The organism is Mesorhizobium sp. M0051 (assembly GCF_040323235.1).
Lineage (GTDB): Bacteria > Pseudomonadota > Alphaproteobacteria > Rhizobiales > Rhizobiaceae > Mesorhizobium.
In genome coordinates, this window is sequence record NZ_JAMYUT010000037.1 from 1 (window position 1) to 22,483 (window position 22,483).

General features: G+C 57.4%; 17 protein-coding genes and 1 pseudogene. 11 read left to right on the top strand and 7 right to left on the bottom strand.

The window, feature by feature from the left end:
• Positions 1-177: 177 nt before the first annotated feature.
• Positions 178-1,083 carry a sulfate adenylyltransferase subunit CysD gene (gene cysD / locus NKJ90_RS28475; protein WP_023760543.1) on the bottom strand — a complete coding sequence of 302 codons (906 nt, stop codon included), beginning with the start codon at positions 1,081-1,083 and terminating at the stop codon, positions 178-180.
• A gap of 486 nt (positions 1,084-1,569) precedes the next feature.
• Here cysD and NKJ90_RS28480 point away from each other — a divergent pair, with 486 nt between their 5' ends.
• Positions 1,570-2,895, top strand: a complete 1,326-nt coding sequence (locus NKJ90_RS28480; protein ID WP_023760544.1) for an O-antigen ligase family protein — start codon at positions 1,570-1,572, stop codon at positions 2,893-2,895.
• Positions 2,892-3,839 (top strand): NAD-dependent epimerase/dehydratase family protein, encoded by a 948-nt coding sequence (locus NKJ90_RS28485; RefSeq protein ID WP_023760545.1) that lies wholly within the window; start codon positions 2,892-2,894, stop codon positions 3,837-3,839. Before NKJ90_RS28480 ends, NKJ90_RS28485 begins: the two co-directional genes overlap by 4 nt.
• Positions 3,840-3,855: 16 nt before the next feature.
• On the opposite strand, the gene NKJ90_RS28490 is transcribed toward NKJ90_RS28485, so the two are convergent.
• The 3 genes from NKJ90_RS28490 to NKJ90_RS28500 all read right to left on the bottom strand — a co-directional run bounded on the left by NKJ90_RS28490 (position 3,856) and on the right by NKJ90_RS28500 (position 7,468).
• Positions 3,856-4,395 (bottom strand): sugar transferase, encoded by a 540-nt coding sequence (locus tag NKJ90_RS28490; RefSeq protein WP_023760546.1) that lies wholly within the window; start codon positions 4,393-4,395, stop codon positions 3,856-3,858.
• A gap of 121 nt (positions 4,396-4,516) precedes the next feature.
• Positions 4,517-5,449, bottom strand: a complete 933-nt coding sequence (locus NKJ90_RS28495) for a glycosyltransferase family 2 protein (RefSeq protein ID WP_023760547.1) — start codon at positions 5,447-5,449, stop codon at positions 4,517-4,519.
• 72 nt (positions 5,450-5,521) lie between these two features.
• A complete protein-coding gene (locus tag NKJ90_RS28500) occupies positions 5,522-7,468 on the bottom strand; it encodes a nucleoside-diphosphate sugar epimerase/dehydratase (RefSeq protein WP_023760548.1) in 1,947 nt (648 codons plus the stop codon).
• Positions 7,469-7,916: 448 nt separating this feature from the next.
• Here NKJ90_RS28500 and NKJ90_RS28505 point away from each other — a divergent pair, with 448 nt between their 5' ends.
• The 9 genes and pseudogenes from NKJ90_RS28505 to NKJ90_RS28545 all read left to right on the top strand — a co-directional run.
• The gene (locus NKJ90_RS28505; RefSeq protein ID WP_023760549.1) at positions 7,917-8,708 is read left to right on the top strand and encodes an ABC transporter permease; all 792 of its coding nucleotides are present in this window, start codon (positions 7,917-7,919) and stop codon (positions 8,706-8,708) included.
• Between the two features lie 7 nt (positions 8,709-8,715).
• Positions 8,716-9,456, top strand: a complete 741-nt coding sequence (locus tag NKJ90_RS28510) for an ABC transporter ATP-binding protein (RefSeq protein ID WP_023760550.1) — start codon at positions 8,716-8,718, stop codon at positions 9,454-9,456.
• Positions 9,457-9,614: 158 nt separating this feature from the next.
• Positions 9,615-10,721, top strand: coding sequence for a DegT/DnrJ/EryC1/StrS family aminotransferase (locus tag NKJ90_RS28515; RefSeq protein ID WP_050589562.1), 1,107 nt, complete (start codon positions 9,615-9,617; stop codon positions 10,719-10,721).
• Positions 10,718-11,656 (top strand): glycosyltransferase family 2 protein, encoded by a 939-nt coding sequence (locus NKJ90_RS28520; protein WP_198032250.1) that lies wholly within the window; start codon positions 10,718-10,720, stop codon positions 11,654-11,656. Before NKJ90_RS28515 ends, NKJ90_RS28520 begins: the two co-directional genes overlap by 4 nt.
• A gap of 152 nt (positions 11,657-11,808) precedes the next feature.
• Complete coding sequence (locus tag NKJ90_RS28525; RefSeq protein ID WP_280948956.1) at positions 11,809-12,603, top strand: WxcM-like domain-containing protein; 795 nt, start codon at positions 11,809-11,811, stop codon at positions 12,601-12,603.
• Positions 12,593-12,973, top strand: coding sequence for a GtrA family protein (locus NKJ90_RS28530; RefSeq protein ID WP_023760554.1), 381 nt, complete (start codon positions 12,593-12,595; stop codon positions 12,971-12,973). The genes NKJ90_RS28525 and NKJ90_RS28530 overlap by 11 nt, the downstream gene beginning before the upstream one ends.
• Positions 12,967-14,478 (top strand): glucosyltransferase domain-containing protein, encoded by a 1,512-nt coding sequence (locus tag NKJ90_RS28535; RefSeq protein WP_023760555.1) that lies wholly within the window; start codon positions 12,967-12,969, stop codon positions 14,476-14,478. The genes NKJ90_RS28530 and NKJ90_RS28535 overlap by 7 nt, the downstream gene beginning before the upstream one ends.
• A gap of 122 nt (positions 14,479-14,600) precedes the next feature.
• Positions 14,601-15,668 carry an acyltransferase family protein gene (locus NKJ90_RS28540; RefSeq protein ID WP_352487358.1) on the top strand — a complete coding sequence of 356 codons (1,068 nt, stop codon included), beginning with the start codon at positions 14,601-14,603 and terminating at the stop codon, positions 15,666-15,668.
• 31 nt (positions 15,669-15,699) lie between these two features.
• Positions 15,700-15,810, top strand: a pseudogene (locus tag NKJ90_RS28545) (IS5/IS1182 family transposase); the annotation flags it as partial.
• Positions 15,811-15,920: 110 nt separating this feature from the next.
• Here NKJ90_RS28545 and NKJ90_RS28550 read toward each other — a convergent pair.
• The 3 genes from NKJ90_RS28550 to NKJ90_RS28560 form a co-directional block, all read right to left on the bottom strand.
• On the bottom strand, positions 15,921-16,418 hold the full coding sequence (locus NKJ90_RS28550; protein ID WP_023760558.1) for a class I SAM-dependent methyltransferase: 498 nt from the start codon (positions 16,416-16,418) through the stop codon (positions 15,921-15,923).
• A gap of 243 nt (positions 16,419-16,661) precedes the next feature.
• On the bottom strand, positions 16,662-17,864 hold the full coding sequence (locus tag NKJ90_RS28555; RefSeq protein WP_352487360.1) for a polysaccharide pyruvyl transferase family protein: 1,203 nt from the start codon (positions 17,862-17,864) through the stop codon (positions 16,662-16,664).
• A 54-nt stretch (positions 17,865-17,918) separates the two neighbouring features.
• The gene (locus tag NKJ90_RS28560) at positions 17,919-22,472 is read right to left on the bottom strand and encodes a glycoside hydrolase family 99-like domain-containing protein (protein WP_352487362.1); all 4,554 of its coding nucleotides are present in this window, start codon (positions 22,470-22,472) and stop codon (positions 17,919-17,921) included.
• Positions 22,473-22,483: the final 11 nt, after the last annotated feature.

A 22,483-nucleotide genomic window follows, 5' to 3' on the forward strand; every position in this document is an offset into this window, starting at 1 on the left:
GCTGGTCCTCGAAAATCTGCTTGGTGTCGGAAAGCAGGCGCCCGATCAGCGTCGACTTGCCGTCATCGACCGAACCGCAGGTCAGGAAGCGCAGCAGCGACTTCTTCTCCTGCGCCGCCAGATAATCGCGCACGCCGTCGGTGGGTGCGAGGCTCTTTGCCATGATGTGGCGCATGGTCAAAAGTACCCCTCGCGCTTCTTCTTTTCCATCGAGCCGGCTTCGTCGCGGTCGATCAGGCGACCCTGCCGTTCGGAGGTGCGCGCGGTCAGCATCTCACCGACGATGGCTTCCAGTGTGTCGGCACCCGATTCGATGGCACCGGTCAGTGGGTAGCAGCCCAGCGTGCGGAAACGCACCAGCCGGTTCTCCACCGTCTCGCCGGGGCGCAGTTTCATGCGCTCATCATCGCGCAGGATCAGCATGCCGTCGCGTTCCACCACCGGCCGCTCCTTGGCGAAATAGAGCGGCACGATCGGGATACTCTCCTGCAGGATGTACTGCCAGATGTCGAGTTCGGTCCAGTTCGAGAGCGGAAAGACGCGGATCGATTCACCCGATGCAACACGGGTGTTGAATATCTTCCACATCTCGGGGCGTTGGTTCTTGGGATCCCACACATGCTGGGCGTTGCGGAAGGAAAAGATGCGCTCCTTGGCGCGCGACTTCTCCTCGTCGCGACGAGCGCCGCCAAAGGCCGCGTCGAAACCGTATTTGTCGAGCGCCTGGCGCAGCGCCACTGTCTTCATCACATGGGTGTGCGTGTTCGAGCCATGATCGAACGGATTGATGTTATCGCGCACACCATCTTCGTTGACGTGAACCAGGAGATCGAAGCCGAGTCTTTGCGCCATCAGATCGCGAAAGGCGATCATCTCACGGAATTTCCAAGTCGTATCGACGTGGAGAAATGGGAACGGCGGCTTGGCGGGATAAAACGCCTTCATCGCCAGATGCATCAGCACGGATGAATCCTTGCCGACCGAATAGAGCATAACCGGCTTGGAAAAGACGGCCGCAACCTCGCGGAATATGTGAATGGATTCGGCTTCAAGCCGCTGAAGATGCGTAAGCTCTGTTGTCATGGACTGTGAGCGTTCTTTCGTACCTTCCAACAGAAGACTTCGCCTCAAATCATCGAGCTTTTTGCGCCCGGTTCAAGCCCTGCTTCTGGACAATCTCTCTCAAGCCGGCGTTCTAGCAGATCGCCATTGCCAAGAACAATGCAAGACTGGCGCGCCGACGCACGGTTCGGGAATGAATTTTCCAAGGATACCGCCAAACCCGGAAATTCCTGCTCGTGGGTCCGAAGTCCGGGAAACCGCGGGAAAAATATTGCTTGGATAGACATGCGACTGCCCTTCCAGGAATTCTCCAGATCGATCGGCGCAGGCTGCCGATTTTTCAGCGGCAAGCGGTCCGACACACTTTCGAAAAGCGAACCCAGCCGCTATACCAGCCTTGGGAAGCGGGCAAGTGCATGATGTAGGGTGGTAATTCGGGGCGAGGCATTCTACTTCGCCAGACAAGATCCGCCGCATGAACTTCCCGAAAAATAGCGAGCCCGACAATTGAACCGGCTTTCATCCCTGAGACAGCAATTCACGCCTTCGTGGATCAATATCTACTTCTCCATTCTTTGCTTCTTTTTTCCACCGGTTCTGGGATCGGTGGTCAGCTTTGTGTTCAACGGCGGGGCCCTAGCTTCCATCGTACTGATTGCCTCTGGGAAAAGGCGCTTTAACGCAGACCGGCCGGTGATCTGGCTGACGGTCGCGATCTATGCCTACTGCGCGGCCAATCTCCTGGCCACCGTCGTCAACAATTCGTTCGTCCGCGATGCGCCGCACCTTATCCCGCTCGTCACCTTCCTGTTTTTCCCCGTCTCCTATTCGACCTGGAGCATTACGCAGAAAACCACGCTTGCCCGCATCATCGTACTCAGCAGCATGGTCGCCTGTTTTGTCGCGCTGCCGATGGCTGTCATCCAGCAATATTGGATTGGGGTCAGGGCCGAGGGCGGGGCCGGCAATCCGATCATCTTTGCAACCGTGCTCTGCCTTGCCGTAACGGTTTGTGTGGCCGGTGCCTTGTCAGGCATAGAGCGAGCCCGGAGTCCTATCTTTCACGCCGCGCTGGCCGGGACGATCGCCATGATCTATTCCGGTTCGCGTATCGTTTGGCTGGCACTGCTGATTGCCGGCATCGCTGTTTTGCTTATTAACCATCAGAGGCTCAGAGGCAGGAATGCCGCTCGTGTGCTTCTGCTGCTGGTGGCAGTCGGCGTCGTGGTCGCCGCCTTCGGCTTCCAGGCGATATCCGGGCGCGTCGCCTTTCTGCACTCCGATTGGAATGCGCTTGGCGCGCAGGGCAATTACGACAGCTCACTGGGAATACGTTTGGCGCTTTGGGAGATCGGCCTCAAAGCATTCCATGACATGCCGCTGTTCGGACATGGGGTGGGTGCGACCCAGTCTTTGATCAAGCAGGGCTTTCATGATCAGTTCGCGATGGACGCAGGCTTCAATCATTTTCACAACGGCTTCCTGACCGCCTTGGTGCAAGCAGGAATTCTGGGCGCCGCAACGCTGGCGGCGATCTTTGTCGTTGCCGCTGGAAATGCTGCTCGGGTCTTACGAAACAGCAGTGATCCGGTCGAACGGTTCGGCGCCACCATGATTGTCGTCGTGGTGATAACCTATCTCACGGCCGGAATGACGGGCATCCTGGTCGGCCATGACATTCTGGACTCGGTGCTGATGATCTTCCTGGTGTGTGGAACGTATCTTGCCTCCGGCCGTCAGGCTCCGTTGATGGAAAAGCATGCACCTCCACCAGTAATGGAAGAGCAGGAGCTTCCGGCAGCCACCCAAGAGCTGTTGCGGGCAAGGCAATGAAGGTCCTGGTCACCGGCGCGACGGGCTTCATCGGGCGCCTTATCGTGCAAAAACTTCGCCAAGCCGGCGCCGAGCTTCGTCTCGCTTCCCGCCATCCGGAAAGGCTTGGGTCGGGGGATGGCGCGGTGCTGATGCCCAATTTCGATGCACCGGCCGCGGCCTTCCTGGCACTCACCAGGGATGTGACCCACGTCGTCCATTGTGCCGGCCTCAATAATGATCGGGGCAATGCCACCGAAGCCGACTATTGGGCGGCCAATGTGGAATTGAGCGCGCGGCTGGCGCATGCCGCGGCGGCACAGGTAAGCGGACGCTTCATCCATCTCTCCTCGATCCGGGCCGTGATCGGTGCTTGCGTCAGCGCAACGATCGACGAAAACACTCTTCCTGCCCCGCAATGCGTCTATGGACGCTCCAAACGCGAAGGCGAGATCGAGGTTTTGGGCGCCTATGCGTCGCAAGGCCGTTCCGACGCCGCCGTGTTGCGCCTGCCCCCGGTCTATGGAAACGGCATGAAGGGCAATCTCGCTACGCTGATGCGCCTTGCCGATACGGCGCTGCCGCTGCCGACCGGCTCCCTGACGGGAATCCGCTCGCTGACGTCATCCGGGGCGGCAGTGCGAGCGGTGTCGCACCTGCTGAGCCATTCGGGGTCACTTCACCCGATCTATGTCGGCGCCGATGTGCCGCCGGTCGCAGTCGAGGCCATCATCGCCGCGTTTCGCAGAGGTTTGGGGCGGCCGATGCGCGTGATGGCCATACCAGCCGGCCTGATACGACCGGCGGCGGCCGTGCTGGGCAGGCGGGCGTTTTGGGACAGTCTGACCGCGACACAGATATGCGACCCTGCTCTGCTGATATCGCAGGGGTGGACGCCTGAAACCGACACGCTGGAGAGGCTGGCGGAGCTGGCGCGGCTTGGTAAATCCCGACTCCTTGTTTGACCATGATGATGGCCAGTCAGCTTCGATAGAACGTTCCAAGCAGAATCCGAAGGTCGAGCCAGAAGGACGCCGCATCGAGATAGGCGGCATCCGTTTCAGCCAGAAGCTTCGGGTTCGACATGTCGATGCCCTTGATCTGGGCCAGGCCGGTTATGCCCGGAAGCGCCGCCAGAACCCCCAGCCGCCTGCGGCACTCGATCAATTCCGCTTGGGTCGGCAAACAGGGGCGCGGGCCGACCAGGCTCATCTCGCCCTTCAGAACGTTCCAGAATTGCGGCAGCTCATCGAGCTTGAACTTCCGCAGGACTTTTCCGACCGATGTCACGGAATTCGGTGGTGCCTCATGCGAGGGCAATGACGGCGTCCCGACATACATGGTGCGCAATTTGTGACAGCGAAAAAGCCGCCCGTCGCGGCCGACCCGCGTCTGCGAAAAGATGGCAGGACCGGGCGACGAGACCCGAACGGCAAGGACGGCAAGCGCCAAAACGGGAGATGTGACCACCAGCAGCAGAGCCGCACCGGCAAGATCGAAGATGTGCTTGGTTGCCTTCATGAACGACCGATCATGCTCCCTGCCAAAGTCCCGAGGCGACGCCACAGGCGAGGCCTGACAATCGCGTCGACGTAGCATGAGCTCATCTCTTGACCAAGCGCATCACGCAGCCGTTCGATGCTCAGATGCGTCCGAGGATGAAAGCGAGATAGAGCCCCAGGGTGCCGGAAACCGTCTGCCGATAGACACCGCTTTTGCGCAAGCCAGCCAAGCGGCGGAAAAGACCGCCCTCCCGCCCGCGGATGAACAGGTCGAGGCACGCCGCCGCGTCCTCGGTCAGCAGGTCGCGATTGACGGCAAGACCGTCAAGGTTGAGGTCCGTCCAGCCGGCAAACTCGCCCTTGAACAGGCGGCCAAGCCGGGAAGCCCTTGCCTTCCACGACACATTGGCTCCAACCAGGTTTGCCGCGTGCTGCCGGTAGCGCACCAGTGGCCGCGGATCGTAGTGGACGATGCCGCCGGCTGCGGTCACGATGAGATAGGCCCACCAGTCATGGCTGACGAACGCGGTCCGCGCGCAGGCCCTGGCCAGCAGGTTGCGTGCCGCGGCGTTGAGCAGGATGGTGTTGCCGCCGGCGATGCTTTGCACAAGCGCGTTGCGAAAGGACGGCGGCCGGTCAAACAGCGGCGAATGGCCTACAAGGCTTCCCGTTTCCGTCATGGTCGCGGTTCGCGAGCAAAACATCAGCGGCGTTTTTGCGTCATGGGCCTGCATCCAGCGGATGGCGCTTTCCAGCCTGTCGGGCTCCCAGATATCGTCCTGGTCGCAGAAGGCATAGCCGTCCGCATCGATACGTCGATCAAGGATCATCGACCGGAAATTGGCCGCGAATCCTTGCCGCGGCCCCTCCACAAGGGTCATTCGACCCTTGGGCCAGCGGGATTGCCATGCCTCGATAATCGCGGTCGTACCATCGATGGAACCATCGTCGGATATCCACAGGTCGACCAGACGGTGCGACTGGGCGAGCAGCGACTGCAGCTGCTCATCGATGAAGGCGGCGCCATCTTTCGTGCCCATCAGGACTGCGATGCGCAGGTCTGCTTTATCCACGAACGTCAAACACCTTGCATATGCCAGAGATTTCCGGATCCCATATCATGGTCGCGTCGGAAGAAGAGCGGCTTAGCCCGCCTGCCCGACCGTTTTCGGGATCGCATCTTGATGAATGCTTCCCCTGGCCTTCTTGGCGCGGTCAAGGCCTGCCAGCACGGCGAGCGCGGCAGCCTTGTCCTGATTTTTTGCTGCCTGCTGCAGCGCCGTGAGCGCGACCTGGACATCCGACCATTCCACGACGTCCGTGCTGAGGCCAAAAATCTTCGAAATGTCGAGTTCGACGAGTTCCTCGTCTTCGCCATGCAGCGTTTCGTGGAGCTTTTCGCCAGGCCTTATACCGGTGAACCTGATTGCGATGTCCTTGTACGGACTCTTTCCGGACAGGCGGATCATCGTTTCGGCCACTTCAAGAATCGGCACCGGCTTGCCCATGTCGAGCATATAGACGGCATAATCGTCCCCGCTCTGCCGCGACGCGGCATCGGCCGCCGACATGATGACGAGATCGACGGCTTCGGCCACGGTCATGAAATAGCGTGTCATGCGCTGGTCGGTGATGGTGACTGGCCCCCCGGCCTCGATCTGCGCCTGGAATATGGTCGCAACCGAACCATTGCTGCCAAAGACATTGCCGAACCGCACGGCTATGAACTTGGTGGCGGAGCGACGCCCGCCCGGCTCGGCCGCCGGCATCCCATGCAAGGCGCTGACGATCTGTTCGGCGGCCCGCTTCGTCATGCCAAGCACCGACGAGGGATCCACCGCCTTGTCGCTCGATATCAGGACAAACTGCGCAACCCCGCATTTGGCGGCGACCTCGGCACAGACCAGCGTTCCGAAAATATTGGTCTGGATGGCCGACTCCCAGTTTTCCTCGAGCAGCGGAACGTGTTTGAGCGCGGCGGCATGAAAAATGATATCAGGCCGGAATTCGGTGACGACCCGCGTTATCTGGCGCCGGTCCGCGACATCGACGATACGGACCTTGAGGCGGTCGTGGTCGTTCTCGTCAATATACTGGCTCAGCTGGAAGATGCCGAACTCGGAATTGTCGGCGACCAGCACCGCCTCCGCTCCCAGTTCCAGCGACCGTTTGACCAGAGTTCGGCCGATCGAGCCGGCACCGCCCGTGACCAGAACGCGCTTGCCGCCGATAAAAGCACCGATGCGCTCGATATCGGACGCGACTGTCGGACGGCGCAGGATCGTTTCCATCTCGACGGTGTCGAGCACCAGCTTTCCGTGCCGCTCCAGCTCCGACAGACCGGAGAACTGCACCACATTGATGTCGCCGTGCCGGGCGACGCGGACGAGTTCCGAATAGTCCTCGATCTCGTGCTCGGCGCCGCTGCCGAAAATCAGCAGGTCCAGGCTTTTGGTGCCGCTCGCATAGTCTTCCAAAACGTCGATCAGACGCGGCAGGGTCGCCACGACGGGAACACCCTGTATGCGCGTGCCCAACGGCGCGCCGCGTTCGGTCGCCATGATGCCGGCGATGGAATAGTCCGCCGGCTGCGCCGTGCGCGTGAAGCGGATGATCAGGTCGGCCTCGCCGAGCCGGCCGACGAACAGCGCGCGCTTGACCTCGGTCTCGCCGGTCTTGCGGCTCAGAATGCCCCAGCTCGCGCCGTCACGCAGGAAGCGGTAGAACAGCCGCGGCGCCGATATGATCGTGAAGGAGACGAGGAAGAAGACGATGAACTGGCGCTCGTTGAGACCCTGCACCGGTTGGAAAGAACGAACCACACGCGAAGCTGCATACAGGGCGAGCGTCAAAGTCCCGCAGCTCTTGAGGATGTTGAAAAAGTCCGGCGTCGAGGCAAAGCGCCAGACGGTCGTGTAGAGGCCAGAATATCTGAACAGCAGATGGCTGATGAGAACAATGGCTGCCCAGGTTGCTAAACCCTCGTTGGACAGCGGTTCGAACGAAAGATCCGACCGCGAAAGCACGAGGCTGAGCGCCACGGCGACCAGGACCATGACCACGTCCTGGACCATGATGAACGCGCGCCGCATCTGTGGCCGAAGTCCCAATACTGCTTGGAGGTAAGAATTCATTGGAAGGCACTAGACTCCAGGCTCACGGATACGAACACCGCCAAGATGCAAACACGAAGATGCTGCGTGTCCACTTTCTCAAAATTGCTATCCCCGGCCCCCGCCGTCCTGTATCGCATACTGCGGGGTTGACGGCATAGCCAGATGTTTTTTGGTAGAGCGCGCGCATAATAGTAATCTTGACGCCCTGTAGCCGGATGCTGTTGCCGATCCAGCGCTTGCGATGTACACACGCCGCAACGTCAGCGTGTATCCAGTTTTGCCGCAGTTGACTCTGCTCCCGACCTCGTTACGACGCTACGCGTTGCCATATGCCCGTCGAGATGGCAATTAGATACGGGCTTGGTGGTTCGCTATTGCCGCGACGGACAATGCGCCAGAACAACGGATTGCGATATTCCCAGCTATGATTGCAGCACTAAACGGCGCTTTTGAAGACATCTCAAAAGCCATGAGATTACACCGGGTCTGGATCGCGCTTGCCCATGAGGACATCGGCGACCAGCATAGACGCACGACGCTCGGCCCGCTTTGGCTGCTGGTCAATTATCTGTTATTCATCGGCACTTTCATTTTCGTTTTCAAGACTAAAGACACGGACTCGGCCGGGTATACAGCCTATGCATCGATCGGCCTCGTTGTCTGGTTCTACCTCATGGAAATGATCAGCTTGAGCGTGCCCCTGTTTTCGCGCGAAGGCAGTTTCATTCAAGGCACGAGGCTGCCGCTCTTCGTATATGTGATGCGGCTAACGGTGCAATGTATTATCCGAGCGGCCTATTCAGTGGCGGGTTGCATAGTCATCCTGCTGCTGAGCGGCTTGGGGATCAGCATGGAGTGGCTTTTGTCGATCCCAGGGCTGTTGCTAATTGTGCTCGCGACACCAGCAATCGTAACGGTCTTCGCGTTCCTGGGCGCTTTCTTTCCCGATGCTCAGTTCATCGTCGGCAACATCATGCGGGTCGGCACGTTCCTTACGCCCGTCTTTTGGGCCTATCATGGACAAGGAGGCATACAGAACTATGCCTATCATTGGAATCCGTTTACATATTTCCTGGAAGTCGTGCGCGCGCCAATCGCGAGCGGCGAATTCCCAATGCATCCCTTTATTGTGACAGCGTACATCTCTCTGGCTTTTTGGGCGATTGCATTGCTGCTGCTGGGCAGATATCGCAAGCGCGTCGTTTTCCTGATCTGAGTACAAAATGATTTCCGTCAAGCTGGACAATGTCGGCCTCGCCTATCGCCTCTACGAAAAGTTGACGCTTACGGCGCCTGACCGGCGCCTAGGTGGCCTTGGAGGCAAGATCGGACGCTCCGGCGGCAAGCAGGTCGTACAAGCGCTCGAAGATGTCAGTTTTGAACTCAAAGCGGGCGACCGGTTAGGCTTGGTCGGCCCAAACGGGGCCGGCAAGACGACACTGCTCAAAGTATTGTACGGTATCTATCAGCCTTCGGCCGGCACGGTAGCCATCGAAGGCAAAGTCGACGCCTTGTTCAACATCAACATAGGATTTCGCCCCGAGGCGACGGGACGGCGAAATATTGTTCTGAGAGGTTTGATCAGCGGGTGGACGGAGGCCGAGATCCAAGAAAAAATGCCGGAAATCATCGCCTTCAGCGAACTTGGCGACTTTATTGATGTCCCGTTCAAAACCTACAGCCAGGGTATGGCCGCGCGTCTCGCTTTTTCAGCGGCGACAGCGCTTGACCCCGAAATTCTGCTGATGGACGAGTGGATCGGCGCTGGCGACGCTACGTTTCAGGAAAAAGCCAAACGGCGCATGGATGAGCTGGCGGAAAAGGCGGGCATCATCGTCCTGGCGAGCCATAATGAAAGCCTGCTCGAAAGCGTATGTACGAAGAGAATGACGCTTAAGAACGGAAGGGTGGAATCGCTCACGACGAAGCCTGCAAAGAGGGTTGGAGCGCGAGCTAAGTCTTAAAGGTACTCTTCCCGGATACTACATGCTCGCAATTCAGATTCCCAATTCGTCGCACCTGCTGTAGTTGAGCATGTCAAACGTTGCGCCCTGCGGACGTTCCTAAAATGAATTGCGCTCGAGCCGTTGAGTTACCGATGACGAGACAAGAATTTGTTCCGATGAATGATCTGAAGCGCCTGTATCAGCGCTATCGCGTCGAAATCGAGCGTGAGGTACTGAACACGCTACGTTCAGGATGGTGGCTCAATGGCGCGGTCGGCAAAAGATTTGCGGCAAATTTTTCCAGGTTCATAGGTGTCTCGGAATGCGTTCTTGTGGCCAATGGGACGGATGCGCTCGAACTCGCATTGGCCGCAGTGACCAAGCGCAACGATATGCGCGGGCGCGAGGTCATAGTCGCCGCGAATGCGGGGGGCTATGCCAGCTGCGCCTGCTGGCACAATGATCTCGTTCCGCACTATGTCGATATCGAACCGGCAAGTCAGCTCGTAGATCTTCAATCGGTGATGAAAGCAGCCAGCGCAGACACCGCTGCGATCGTCGCCACCCACCTCTACGGTGGCGTCGTCGATGTCCGCGCCATCAGGGCCGGACTTGACCAGGCTGGCCTGTCGCACATTCCGATTGTGGAGGATTGCGCACAGGCGCACGGGGCGAGAATCGGAAGCGACGTTGCGGGTTCGCTGGGCGATATCTCCACTTTCAGCTTTTACCCAACCAAGAATCTCGGAGCAATGGGGGACGGCGGCGCCGTCCTCACCTCCGACCCAGTAACCGCTGCGCATGTACGGCAACTGCAGCAATATGGCTGGAGTTCAAAGTACTATGTCGGCGTGCCCTATGGCCGCAACTCTCGCATGGATGAAGTTCAAGCCGCGATACTGGACGTTCTGCTGGGCGATGTGGATAGCCGCAACCGTCAGCGGCGTGGCATCCTAAATCAATACAAGTCCGTTGCCGGGCGTCGATTGCAGTTCCTGGAAGGTGGCGACGGCGCTGTCGCGCACCTCGCGGTCGTGCTTTGTGACGACCGGGACACCTTCAGGACGTTCATGAAAGAGCGCGGCATCGACACCGACATTCACTACCCTGTGCTGGATTGCGACCAGGTCGGCTGGGCGGACCTACCGATGATGGGAAGCGAAAATCTCACCGTTTCGAGGGCCAGCGTCAGCCGTCTCTGCTCGGTCCCCTGCTATCCCGATATGAGGGAAGACGAGGTAGAGCAGGTCTGCCTGGCCCTCCGCGAATGGGAGACAATGTGACAACACGCTCCATCGTTTTCCCGATCTATCGAAATCAGGCGAACATCACTTCCCTTCTGCGGGCAGTCGCCGATTTCCAGTCCAGATATCAAGGCGACATCGAGTTCGTTTTCGTTGTCGATGGCTCGCCAGATGAATCCGGCCCGCTGCTGGTCAAGGAATTGAAAGGCTCGGGCTATGATTACAAGATCATCTTCCATAGCCGGAACTTTGGTTCGTTCACCGCTATTCGAACCGGGCTCGAACATGCGTCGGGTGATCAGGTCGCGGCCATGGCCGCCGACCTGCAGGAGCCGCCTGAACTGATCGTCGAGTTCTTTTCGAAGCTGGAAAAGGATGAGGCCGACGTGGTGTTTGGGCAGCGAACCGGGCGTAGCGATCCGCCCTTGACCAAATTTCTATCAAGGGCTTTCTGGGCGGCCTACCGCAGGCTCGTCCTGCCCAGCATGCCGAGTGGCGGGGTAGATATCTTCGCCTGCAATCGCCAGGTCCTGGAAGCAATCCTGTCAATCGAGGAGCCGAACAGCTCGCTTGTCGTGCAACTGTTCTGGGTCGGGTTCCGGCGGGAATTCGTGCCCTATCGACGGCGCGAACGAGAGCACGGAACAAGCGCCTGGGGCATGGCACGGCGATTCCGATATATGATGGACAGCATTTTCTCGTTCTCCGACTTTCCGATCATGCTCACACTCTGGGTGGGTTTTGCGGGCTGTGTGTTAAGTCTTCTATTTGCAGTCGTTACCGTGATTGCGCGGCTGCTTGGCAATATCGACCCTGCTGGCTATACGACACTGGTGCTGCTGATCACGGGCTTCGGTTCGGCCAGTCTTCTGGTTCAGGGGATTCTTGGTTGCTATCTCTGGCGGGCTGTTGAAAACACCAAGTCGCGCCCACTCAGGATCATCAGCCGCATCGTTGACGGAACTGCCAAATGACCGACATGCCCTTTTTCATCCATGAGCGTGGTATTTGCGAAAGCACCGATGTCGGGATCGGAACACGCATCTGGGCCTTTGCCCACGTGCTGCCTGGTGCTGTGATCGGCTCGAACTGCAACGTCTGCGATCACGTCTTCATCGAGAACGACGTGATCGTCGGCGATGACGTGACCATCAAGAGCGGTGTTCAGCTGTGGGACGGGGTACGCTTGGGTAATCGTGTGTTTGTCGGCCCGAATGCGACTTTCACCAACGATCGCTTCCCGCGCTCCAAGGAATATCCCGAGACATTTCTGCTGACGACGGTCGAGGACGGCGCGTCCATCGGCGCCAACGCGACTATCCTGCCGGGCGTTGCCATCGGCCGCCAAGCGATGGTCGGCGCCGGCGCCGTGGTGACCAAGAATGTCCCTGCCAATGCCGTTGTGATCGGAAATCCTGCCGTCATTATCGGCTACCAGACAGGTCCGCAGATTGTGCCCGCGGTTACTCAGACCTTCCCAGGCACGGTAGGCGAGAAAATGTCGCTTGGGGTCGGCGGCAGCGAACTCTGGCGGCTGCCGCATTTTGGCGATCTGCGGGGCGAACTCGCCCCGCTTGAATTCGGTTCGAATCTGCCGTTCAAACCGGCCCGGTCCTTCCTGGTTTATGGCGTGCCGTCCGACAAGGTCAGAGGTGAGCATGCGCATCGCGAGTGCCATCAATTCCTCATCGCGGCCCATGGCCGCCTTTCGGTTGTGGTCGATGACGGCCATGATAGAAAAGAGGTTTCGTTGACCGAACCGTCGATCGGCCTCTACATGCCGCCGGGCATTTGGGGAATTCAGTATAAATTCCAGCCGGATACCGCATTGCTGGTCATGGCTTCGCATAATTACGATGCTGGCGATTACATCAGGGACTATGCGGATTTCCTGGATATGGTCAGGCAGGATGGCCGCTGACCGCATTGGCGGGGACGCTGTCCGGTTCCTTGTCGCCGGCGGCCTGAACACCGCCTTGACCAGCCTTGTCTACTTCGCCGGTCTCTCCGTGCTCCCTTCGACTTTGTCTTACGCGCTCGCCTGGCTGGCAGGCCTTGTACTTGTGATGGTGTTCTATCCCGATCGCGTCTTTCCCGGAGGTCGCACGGGCATCGCCGATCGGCTGGCGATCGGCGTCTCGATTGCCGTCGTGTTCGTGCTCGGACTGGCAGCTCTTAAAACGCTCGAAAGCGTGCTGCAAAACACTGCAGCTGCCTTCTTTGTCACCCTAGCCGTCACGACCGTCCTCAACTTCGTGATTTCTCGATGGATACTCCGCAGATCATGCTGACGCCCTCCACCACAATACGACGTGCCATGAATCTCTTTGCGATTTTCATCGCGATGTATTTCTCCGAGTTGGCCTCCTTTCCGCTGTCAATCGATGAAGAAGTAGCAGCTTTCAGGACGGACGCGTCGATCTGGATCATTCAAGGACGCTGGGGCGCGTATCTGATCGAGAGATTCCTTATTCCTCATCCGGTCATGCCTTTCTTGGCTCCGGCCGTCTTTGGCGCCGGTTGCGTAGCCGCCTACCTCCTCGTCATGGACGTCATCAACAAACAAGAATTCTCCATCGCGGAGTATGCATGTTTTGCGATTTTCTGTAGCTTCCCGACCTGGTTCTTTATCGTCGAGTTCTATTCGAACATTGCGGCAATTGGTATCGGCCTGTTCGCGACCGTCCTTGCGCTTTGGCTGATCGCCAAGGAGGACGTTTCGCCCCTTAGCCCACGTTTTCTCGGCGCCGTAGCAGTCGGAGCTTTCGCAATCTCGATCTATCAGAGTTTCGCGCCGGCAATTCTGATCTTGGGCATTGCGATCTTAATTCTGCAAGAGCGGGCCGGCAGCAGCAAATCGTTGCCGAAAGACCTGCTTCGGATTGGTGTTCTGATCGCAGGTGCCCTATTGTTGTACCTCATCGGCAACGTCATTTTCAGATCCTTCGTCCCTGGTCGAAACGAATATTTCGACTCGCTTTCCCAGCCGGACTTTCTGTTTCGACACCCTGTTACCGTTATCGGGCGCGTGCTTGAGGCGATAGGCGGGATTTATGGCCTGGACCAACGTACATACGGAGTTGCATTGTGGGCAATCCCGCTTTTGTTGCTCCTGGGCGGCTGGGCACTCCTGAAGGAATTGCCCCGCACAAAATTACTGCTGACGGCAGTTGCCTTCGTTTCGTTGCTTGTTCCCTTCGCCTTTCATTTCCTTGCTGCAGGCAGCGTGCCTGTCAGAAGCCTCGTCGGGGTGCCGATTGCGGTATGGCTGTTTGCCTATGTCGCAGTGACGAGCAGAAGCCCCAGAATCCGCGGAGCCTCGGCCATCTTGCTGGCGGTGGCACTTTTCCAGATCCAGGTCGTCCAAAACTATCGTCAGGCGTCCAGTTACCTGGTTGACAAGCATGACACTCTGATGGCGGGAGCTATCTTCGACAGGCTGTCGGCAGCGCCCGGTTTTGACGCAAAGCGCCGCTATGCTTTAAGCGTGTTTGGCGCACAGCCATTTGCGACTAACTACCCGAAGCCTCCCGGTTCGACAGTCGGTTACTCCTTCTTCGAATGGGACGGAGGCAACGCATGGCGAATCGCCTACTACATGAAATTGCTCGGCTATTCTAATTTAAGTGGTTCTAGCCAAGAACAGGTGCTTCAGACGATCGTTCATCTTTCGACCATGCCTGTCTGGCCGGCTCCCGGTAGCCTGGAGATCAAAGATGACATTGTCCTGATAAGGCTCGGTGAGACGCCTAGCTACGCAAATCAGCAAGCCCTTAAGGGGGTGGCTAGCCGTTGAGTATCGCGAAGCGTCGGAAGCAAGACCGCAAGATAGTCGAGGGCAGGATGAACACCGAGAGTGGGGGGACACACGTACTAAAGGATGCCTATTCGCGAGTTGAGCTCCCGGGACTCCTGGCAATGCGCTGCTACGCGGCGATATCGATTGTCCTTGTTCATCTGATCGCACTGCCACAACTGCAGGTTCCCAGCTATCTTTGGTTCGTGCCAGCGCATTTTGGCAACGGAGTGCCGCTGTTTTACATAGTCAGCGCATTCGGCCTCTTTGTTGGGTATAGTGGAAGGATCGGCAGACGGCAGGAATTGCGAGAATTTTACCTTCGACGTTTTCTGCGCATCGCGCCGCTATTCTACTTTATGATGCTGATCTATATCCCTTTCTGCCGGGCAATGTGGGGGACGACGATCCCTCTTTCCCAGTTCGTTAGCTCGGCACTGTTCGTCTTCAACTTTGTGCCGAACCACGTCACCGGATTCGTCATGGCGTCATGGTCGATCGGTGTCGAGATGGCGTTCTATGCAATCCTGCCGCTCCTGCTGTTTGCCATCACCGGTCTTGCTCGTTCTGTGATGTTTCTTGCTGTAGCAGTATTCTTGGCGGCCAACTGGGCGTTGGCTTTCCAAGGAACGGAGGGGGTATTAGCGCTCTTTTCTCAATTTTCTCTAATGGCTCACCTGTTCTACTTCGCGGCGGGGATAGCGGGATATTATGTTTGGTTGAGGCTTCGCCTCACTTCGCCGCAGATTGGCCGAGTAGTCTTTGCCGCCAGCCTTCTGACAATTGTCGGCCTGATCTGTTTCGCCAGCCAGATCGCTGCATTTTTTGGAACGATACTGGGGCAAAGCGGCGGCTCCGGCGTCAAAACCGCTTGGGCGGTAACATTGGCAAGCGCAGTCGTGGGGGTTTCCCTGTATCCGCAAAGATGGTTCGTGAACCCCGCCGCGAAGCTGCTCGGCAACGCCAGTTTCAGCATTTACCTCTGGCATCCCGTCGTTATCGTGATCCTGGATCGCTTGGGTCTGTACCGGGCGATCTACGCATCCTTCGATGGAGCGTCCTTGCCGTTCCTTGCCTCAGTGATAGCAACCTTTGTGGCGTTGATACCAGTGTCGTTACTGAGCTATCGGTATATCGAGCGGCCCGGCATGGGCTTGGGTGCTCGCTTCAGCCTTCTCCGGCCAGCCTGATGGCTTTTGCATAAAGGTTGTCACTACCGCATGTTCCTCCAAGCTCAAGCAGCTCCGCCGCACCGCAACCCGCTTCGAGAAAACCGCTCGCACCTACCGAGCCGTTGTCATTCTCGCCGCAATCGTCCTATGGCTGCGATAAATGTCCGCACGACCTAGGTGGATCTCAAGCTTTGATGGTGCATCCTCTTCTTCCGAATCGAAGGAGGCACTATGGACCAGGTTCTTCACGGCAGCACCACACAAAACACCCTAGAGGGCTTGCTTGCGCGCCAGATATACTTCCGTAAATTCGCCTATTATGCCGTGCCCGTGATCGTGAAAACGGCACACCTCGACATCCATTCCAGACCATCGGTGGATCAGTTCCGGAAGGTCATAGCCATAGTGAAATGTCACGAGCGAACCAGCGTCGCTCACCGGATTTCCGTGATATTCCGGCTCGCCGGTATGCTGGATCGTACCATCCGGTCCATAGAGCGCACGGCGCTCACTGTCGGTCTTGCCCTTGTAGGTGGGAACGGTGAAGAGATAAGCGCCGCCAGGTTTCAGGGTCCGGACAATCTCCTTTGTCACCTGCTCCGGCATATTCACATGCTCCATGACATCAAGTGTTACCACGAGATCGAACGTCGCATCACCAAACGTCTGCGCTTCCAGATTTTCGTTTCGGAAGCCCTTGATCGACGAGCCCAGGCGTTCTCCAGGAAAGTACTGTGATTCGACATACCCGGCACATTGGCGCTTCAACTTCGGAGAAATTCCCCGAGGGGTGGGAGACGATTCATGAATAGCGAGGTGACGCCAATGAGGGATATATCGCGTGAGCATAAGAGCCAATGCGCGCTCACGCGGGATCGATCCACATCTGGAACAGAGCAGGTGATCGCGATACCAATCATAGTTGGAAGCAAACTCGACATTAGCTTCACAGATCGGACAGTAACCGGCCCGACGGTAAACTGGACGAGACTCAGAATTCATAGAGCACCCTTAGGATTTTCCAAAACGAAGCCGCAAAAAGGACGCAGCTCTAGTTACGACGTCGGACAACGGCGAAGCAGCACCATCTTCATGGTGCTGCTGCTCCAGCCTGTGGCTGATCCCGTTCTCGGAAAGGAACTGGGCAAAACGATCATACAGGACGGTGTACATGCGCTGAAAGGCATCATAGTCACCACCATGAAGAAGGTCTTCCACGTCTAATTGTCCTACTTTCCCAACCGGGACGTGCGGGATGCTCATAAGTTCCGCCATTTCCGTCGTCCTTGAGTCGTGGGAAATTATGGTCGCCGGAACTCCGTTGGTTAACGCGATCAGGTTTCCGTGAAAGCGCGTCCCTACCGAATAGTCAAACTTTGATATGAACGCATCCCACTCCGCCAAATCGAAGAACATTTTTGCGTTCTCTATGATATGCTTTACATAGATCGATGGATCCATGTCCATGCCCATCTGCCCGAGCACTGCCTGGGCGACCTCCAAATCATTTTCTCGCCCATCTCTGGAAAGCAACATTTTCATTTCCGGTTCTTCGTTTTGAAGAACATACGGATATTGTTTTTGGACAGATAGCTTCAAAAGATCAGCTTCAACGCGCCGGGCAGGTTCGGGATCGGCCGAATGCAAAAATACATTGCGTGATCCGTTCACTGCAACTCTCAGCCTAGCGCCTCGTCTCGGCCTCTTTATCTTCAAGCTGCGACGCAATTTGCGAAACAGACTTGGGCATCCTACCTCTGTGACGTTTTTTATCCCAAAATCATTCATGACCTCAGCCGTAAAATGGCCACGCACGCCCACGGTCTTGCTGCGCTCAGATATGATACGAAGGAAACGCTTACTGCCATCGGGAATATCTGTGACTTTTTTACCAATGGACGATGCTTGGGCACCGAGGCCAGCGACCACACATGGCAGTTTTGTTGGTTCAATAAAATCAGCAAGGTAGGATAAATCAAAATCTTTATAGATAAAATTTGCTGCGGAGATGGCGATGATATCGAAACGTTCGTTTGCCTCTTGTGGGGAATAGCCCAACCCCTGCCCGAATTCTTCAAAACGGAGCTCCTCGAATAAGGACTGCCCTATCAGAAGGTTTCCGGTGTTATATCCAATGACTTCGAATTTTTTTTCAAAGGCAATCTGCGGGTCGAGATGCGGAGCTATTGGCGCTCCGAGAAAAAGAACTCTCACTAAATACTCCTCGACGCTATACGGACATGCGATTTTCGAAGGTCGCCAGCGTCGTCATTCATGAATTGGGATGCCAAATCGTTCACTGAGCTCACGTTCGTAGATGCTTGCCCGCTTGAGCGCAACAGGCCCAAGGTCATGGCTCCGTATCGTCTCGGCCTGTACCTGTCTAATCTCCTGTAGATGCCTGAGATCGAAATTTCCTACGGTCACGCTCGACTGATGCCGGCGGTGAGAATTGAGCGAACGCGGCGAAAACGCGATCGAGCCATTCTCGAGTAGACGCAAATATGTCACCCAATCCCCTGCGTTGCGCAGCGACATGATCTCTTCGCTGTGTCTGGCCAACGCATTCCTGAGCGCCTCCCTCCGAAACAAAACGCCGCTGACGTTTGGAATGGTGTTCTTGAGGTAGAGCGCCTCGGCGATTTCCTGGCGGCCGTCCACGATGTAGGGCTTCGTCCAACGGGACCGATCGATATCGGCCACATAGTCGAGATAGTGCTCGGACAGAACGCGGCCGGTGCCGTCTATCTGGCGCGACTGGCAATAGCTCATCACCACTTCCTTGCGCTCGAAGGCGGGCAAAAGCTCGGCCAAAAAATCGGGATCGGCAAGATCGTCGGCTTCGGCGATCCAGACGTAATCGCCGCGCGCCATTTCGACCCCACGCATCCACTGGCGGAACACCGAGCCCGAATTTTCGGCATTCACGACCAACCTGCACGGAATATCGCAGTCGGCCAGAAACTGCTCAATGACATCGACGCTTTCGTCGATTGAAGCATCGTCAAGCACGATCAACTCGTAGGGTCTTATCGTCTGATCGACGATCGAGCTCAGGCGCGCACCAAGATATCGGGCGTAGTTGTAGTTCGGCACGATGACCGACACCCGCGGCGACGGCTTTTCGGAATAAATCAGCAGGTCATGCAGGTAGTGATTGAAGCTGAATTCCTGGCGGACAATATCACGTCCGACGCCCCCCAGACGCCGTGCTTCGCCCTGATTGTCGAGCAGATTGCCGATAGCTTTGGCCATCTCATCAGTGTCGAAGGCCTGCACAAGGATTCCGCAATCACGCTTCAGCAGATCCTGGAAGCCGCCAGCGCCTTCGAAGGCAACGACCGGCACTGTGGCATCAAGCGCCTCGAGCACCACCGAGGGGAACGGATCTTCACGCGAGGTCAAGGCGTAGATGTCTGCCGCGAAATAGTACTCCTGCGGATTTTCCACCAATCCGACAAAGCGGAAGCGGTTCTCGAGTCCCGCTTCCTTCACCCGACGCATTTGCTTGGCGTGGAAGACAGTATCGACATGGCCGACCCAGACTGCAACCGCATCCGATCTGGATGCCATAACCTTGAGGCAAGCATCAACGAAAAGATCGAGGCCCTTGCGATGGTCGGCATAGCCCGCGCACAAGATGATGCTGGCGTTGGTCGAGAGCTGTAATTTCGCGCGGACCGCCTCGCGAACCCCCTGGCGATCATCGATGTGGTAGGGCGTACGCAGATAGAGTCCTTGCGGCCTGACTACCGACTGGCTGACCGGCCCGCCAACGAACTCTTCGAATCCGACTTTGACGATCTCGGCTGGGAAAACGACCGTGTCGGCGCTCTCGACAATGGCTGCGGCTGCGTCAGCAAGACCATAGGACGCCAATATTCCGGGCAGTTCGTGGACGAGGCTAACGGTGCGGAACCCCGCCCGCTTCAACAGCGGCACGAGCCTACCCGATACGGTGGTGTTGACAACGGCCACTTCGGCGCCGTTGTTTCTGATGGTGGCCAAGCGTTTCAACACATCGGCATCGCCTTGCTCAGGTAAGTTGATCCTGTGCACGGTCGCGGCGTGGGCGAAACGGCCGAGTAACGGTCCATCACCCAGCGCAATGAGATCGGTGTCAAAGCCAAGTAGCTTGAATCCCTTGGCCATATTGAGAGCCAGCAATTGCGCTCCATGGGGATGGGCGTCGTGCGAAACGATTACGATCCGGGACTTGGATTTCCTGTTGGCCGCCTCCAACGCGTCGCGGGTCGCTTGCAGGTAAGCGTGGCCGTTGGCGCTATCGGGCTCCAGATGGGCGCCTTCCGCCCACTCGTTCCAGGCATTGACGAAAACCAGCCGCTCGGATGGCTCGCCGACATGGGCCAAGGTGTCCTCAATGGCATTGTCCAGCCATTTGCGGTAGAGCGCAGGAGTGTTGTTAATAAACACGGTGCCGCCGCGCTTGCGGCGTGCCGTATTGTCCCAGCCAGGGCAAACCGAACGGAAGAGCTTGTATTTGCGGGATGAATAGGTCTCGCTGCGCTGCGGGAAAACCGACCAGTCATAGACGGTCGTGGCAAAATCCTCATGCAGCGGCGTCACTGTATGCGTGACGTTTGGCGGTGCGGAATTGTTAGGCGGAAATTCCACAGCGGCATCGAACCCGTATCGGTCCGGCGGCACAGATTCGAACGATTGGGTGTAGGCCAGGAAAATCTCGCCGATGCCGTTCTCCCGGCACCAAGTCCGCCAGCGCCGCGCTGTCTCGATTGCCGCCGGCAGCAGGCTTGGCCGATAGACGAGCAGCAGCGGCTTGCCACCGACGCGGATATAGCGAGGGTCGCGAAGATAAGGCGCGACCTCGGCGATGAAGGCGAGATCGTCCTGGGGGGAATGGTCCTGGGCGATGAGGATCTCCTGGTCCATCCCGTCCCAACGGCGCGACCAGTTCTCATTGGCCCAGCAGACGCAGAACGGCATGTCGAGGCTCTTGTCCTCAAGCCAGTTCTCAAGCGGCTTTTCCAAGAGCCGCTTGCCCGCGAACCAATAAAAATAGAAGCAGAAGGCTTCCACGCCATAGAGCCTTGCCAGTTCGATCTGGCGGTGCTGCACGGCGGTATCGCGCAGATCATAATAGCCGAGCGCATCTGGCACGTGCGGCTGTTGGTGGCCGGCAAATTGCGGCTCTGTGGGCCTGACATTGGTCCATTCGGTGAAGCCCTGTCCCCACCATTCATCGTTTTCGGGGATCGGGTGGAATTGCGGCAGATAGAACGCAATGATGCGCACCGGCCTCTGGAGCAGCGGCGGTGCCTCGAGACGTGGCATATAGACGGGTTCGGGCGCAAAGATCGGGCCAGAACTGGCGAGCGCCCCGCGCAGGACCATCTCGTTGTTGCCCACGGGCGCGTCGGGCGCCTCCATGTTTCTCCAGGCGCGGTAGGCATTCGTAACGCCAAACAGCGAAGGGAAGGTCGAAAACATCGCTCTCTTCATCTTTCGCTTGACGTCGATAGGCAGCGGCAGATTGTGCCAGCAGGCGTAAGCGCCGCGAGCCACTAAGCGGCGAGCCATCATGGGCGTATTGCCGATCGCGCGAATGCCACTCCCAATCCCGCGCACAGGCTTGGTCAGTCGCCAGGAGGTACTGGCATAGACGGCATCGAGAACACCATGCAAACGGGTTTCCTCGGAGTATGCATTGTCGCGATCCGCAAGCAACGTGCTCGCCGCCACGTGCGCAACCGACAGTTCTTTTCGCAGGACTTCGATCTCTTCGGCCCTGGCGATGGCCAGCGCCCTTGCCCGCGCGATTTCGTCTTCGCGATTCCGGAGCTGTTCGCGCATTTCGACTATCTCACTAGAGAAGGCCTCGATCTGCACTCCATGGTGTTTTACCAGTTGCCTGTTGGTTTCGATCTCCTCTTCCATAGTCGTCGACCGTAACGACCACGGATTTCCGGTTTGATCGGTCGCCTTGCTCTCCGTGTCGTCGAGAGGCACCACGCTCCCGTCGGCGAGCGCAGCCAGGCCGTGCACGCTGCGCGCGCCCAGGATATTTTCCGGAATCGGCCGCTTCGTAACAACGCAAAGCGAGTTCAAGAACTCAACCGAATGAACCGACGCGAGAGAAGCTTCATCGAATGCGGCTTGGTGCCTGCCCGCGAAAGTGGCCAGGGCATCGACCCGACGACGATCCAGTCCCCAATGCTCATGGTTGACCACGTCAAGCAGGCGCTTGAAGAACGACATCGAGGAAAGAGGATCATAGAGACCGCCGTCGAATTCCTGCCAGTAACTGCAATGCAGATCTTCCGCTATGTAGATCCCCCCTTCAGAAAGATGGGGGAAGTATCGAGCGAACGAGCAGATTATATCCGATGACAAATGCGATCCGTCATCAATTATAATATCATACTTCTCCGACCTCGCAACGATATCGCGCTCTACTTCATCTGTATTGGCATTACCTACCGATATTTCAATCTTCTTGTTATCAAAAACCAGATTGCCGCAGGCCAGATTGATGTCGCAACCGACAATAATTTCCGCATTCGGAAAATATTTTTGCCATATCTCCAAGGAACCGCCGTTCTGAACTCCAATTTCCAGAATCCGAACCGGCTTGTTTCGATACTCTGAAAAAATATGGTCGTATGTGCTCAGATAGATTGACCATTTATCCGACACTTTGCCACGATGCGCGTTGTACAGGTCACGAAGTGAACCGTCGTGTTTTCCAGGCCGCGCGGCTTTCGCCTTGGCGCGCGCCTTCGGCGCCACCTCGCCGGCCGGTATACCATCGCGCATATTTTCGAGTGACGGATGCTTGCTCATGCCATCAATGC

Bases quoted from the DNA above. Each gene is read 5' to 3' on its own strand.
- NKJ90_RS28530 (WP_023760554.1), top strand. From the start codon at position 12,593: ATGGCCGCTGACCGCATTGGCGGGGACGCTGTCCGGTTCCTTGTCGCC.
- NKJ90_RS28535 (WP_023760555.1), top strand. From the start codon at position 12,967: ATGCTGACGCCCTCCACCACAATACGACGTGCCATGAATCTCTTTGCG.
- NKJ90_RS28490 (WP_023760546.1), bottom strand. From the start codon at position 4,395: ATGAAGGCAACCAAGCACATCTTCGATCTTGCCGGTGCGGCTCTGCTG.
- NKJ90_RS28560 (WP_352487362.1), bottom strand. From the start codon at position 22,472: ATGAGCAAGCATCCGTCACTCGAAAATATGCGCGATGGTATACCGGCC.
- NKJ90_RS28500 (WP_023760548.1), bottom strand. From the start codon at position 7,468: ATGCGGCGCGCGTTCATCATGGTCCAGGACGTGGTCATGGTCCTGGTC.
- NKJ90_RS28485 (WP_023760545.1), top strand. From the start codon at position 2,892: ATGAAGGTCCTGGTCACCGGCGCGACGGGCTTCATCGGGCGCCTTATC.
- cysD (WP_023760543.1), bottom strand. From the start codon at position 1,083: ATGACAACAGAGCTTACGCATCTTCAGCGGCTTGAAGCCGAATCCATT.
- NKJ90_RS28540 (WP_352487358.1), top strand. From the start codon at position 14,601: ATGCGCTGCTACGCGGCGATATCGATTGTCCTTGTTCATCTGATCGCA.
- NKJ90_RS28515 (WP_050589562.1), top strand. From the start codon at position 9,615: ATGAATGATCTGAAGCGCCTGTATCAGCGCTATCGCGTCGAAATCGAG.
- NKJ90_RS28505 (WP_023760549.1), top strand. From the start codon at position 7,917: ATGATTGCAGCACTAAACGGCGCTTTTGAAGACATCTCAAAAGCCATG.
- NKJ90_RS28510 (WP_023760550.1), top strand. From the start codon at position 8,716: ATGATTTCCGTCAAGCTGGACAATGTCGGCCTCGCCTATCGCCTCTAC.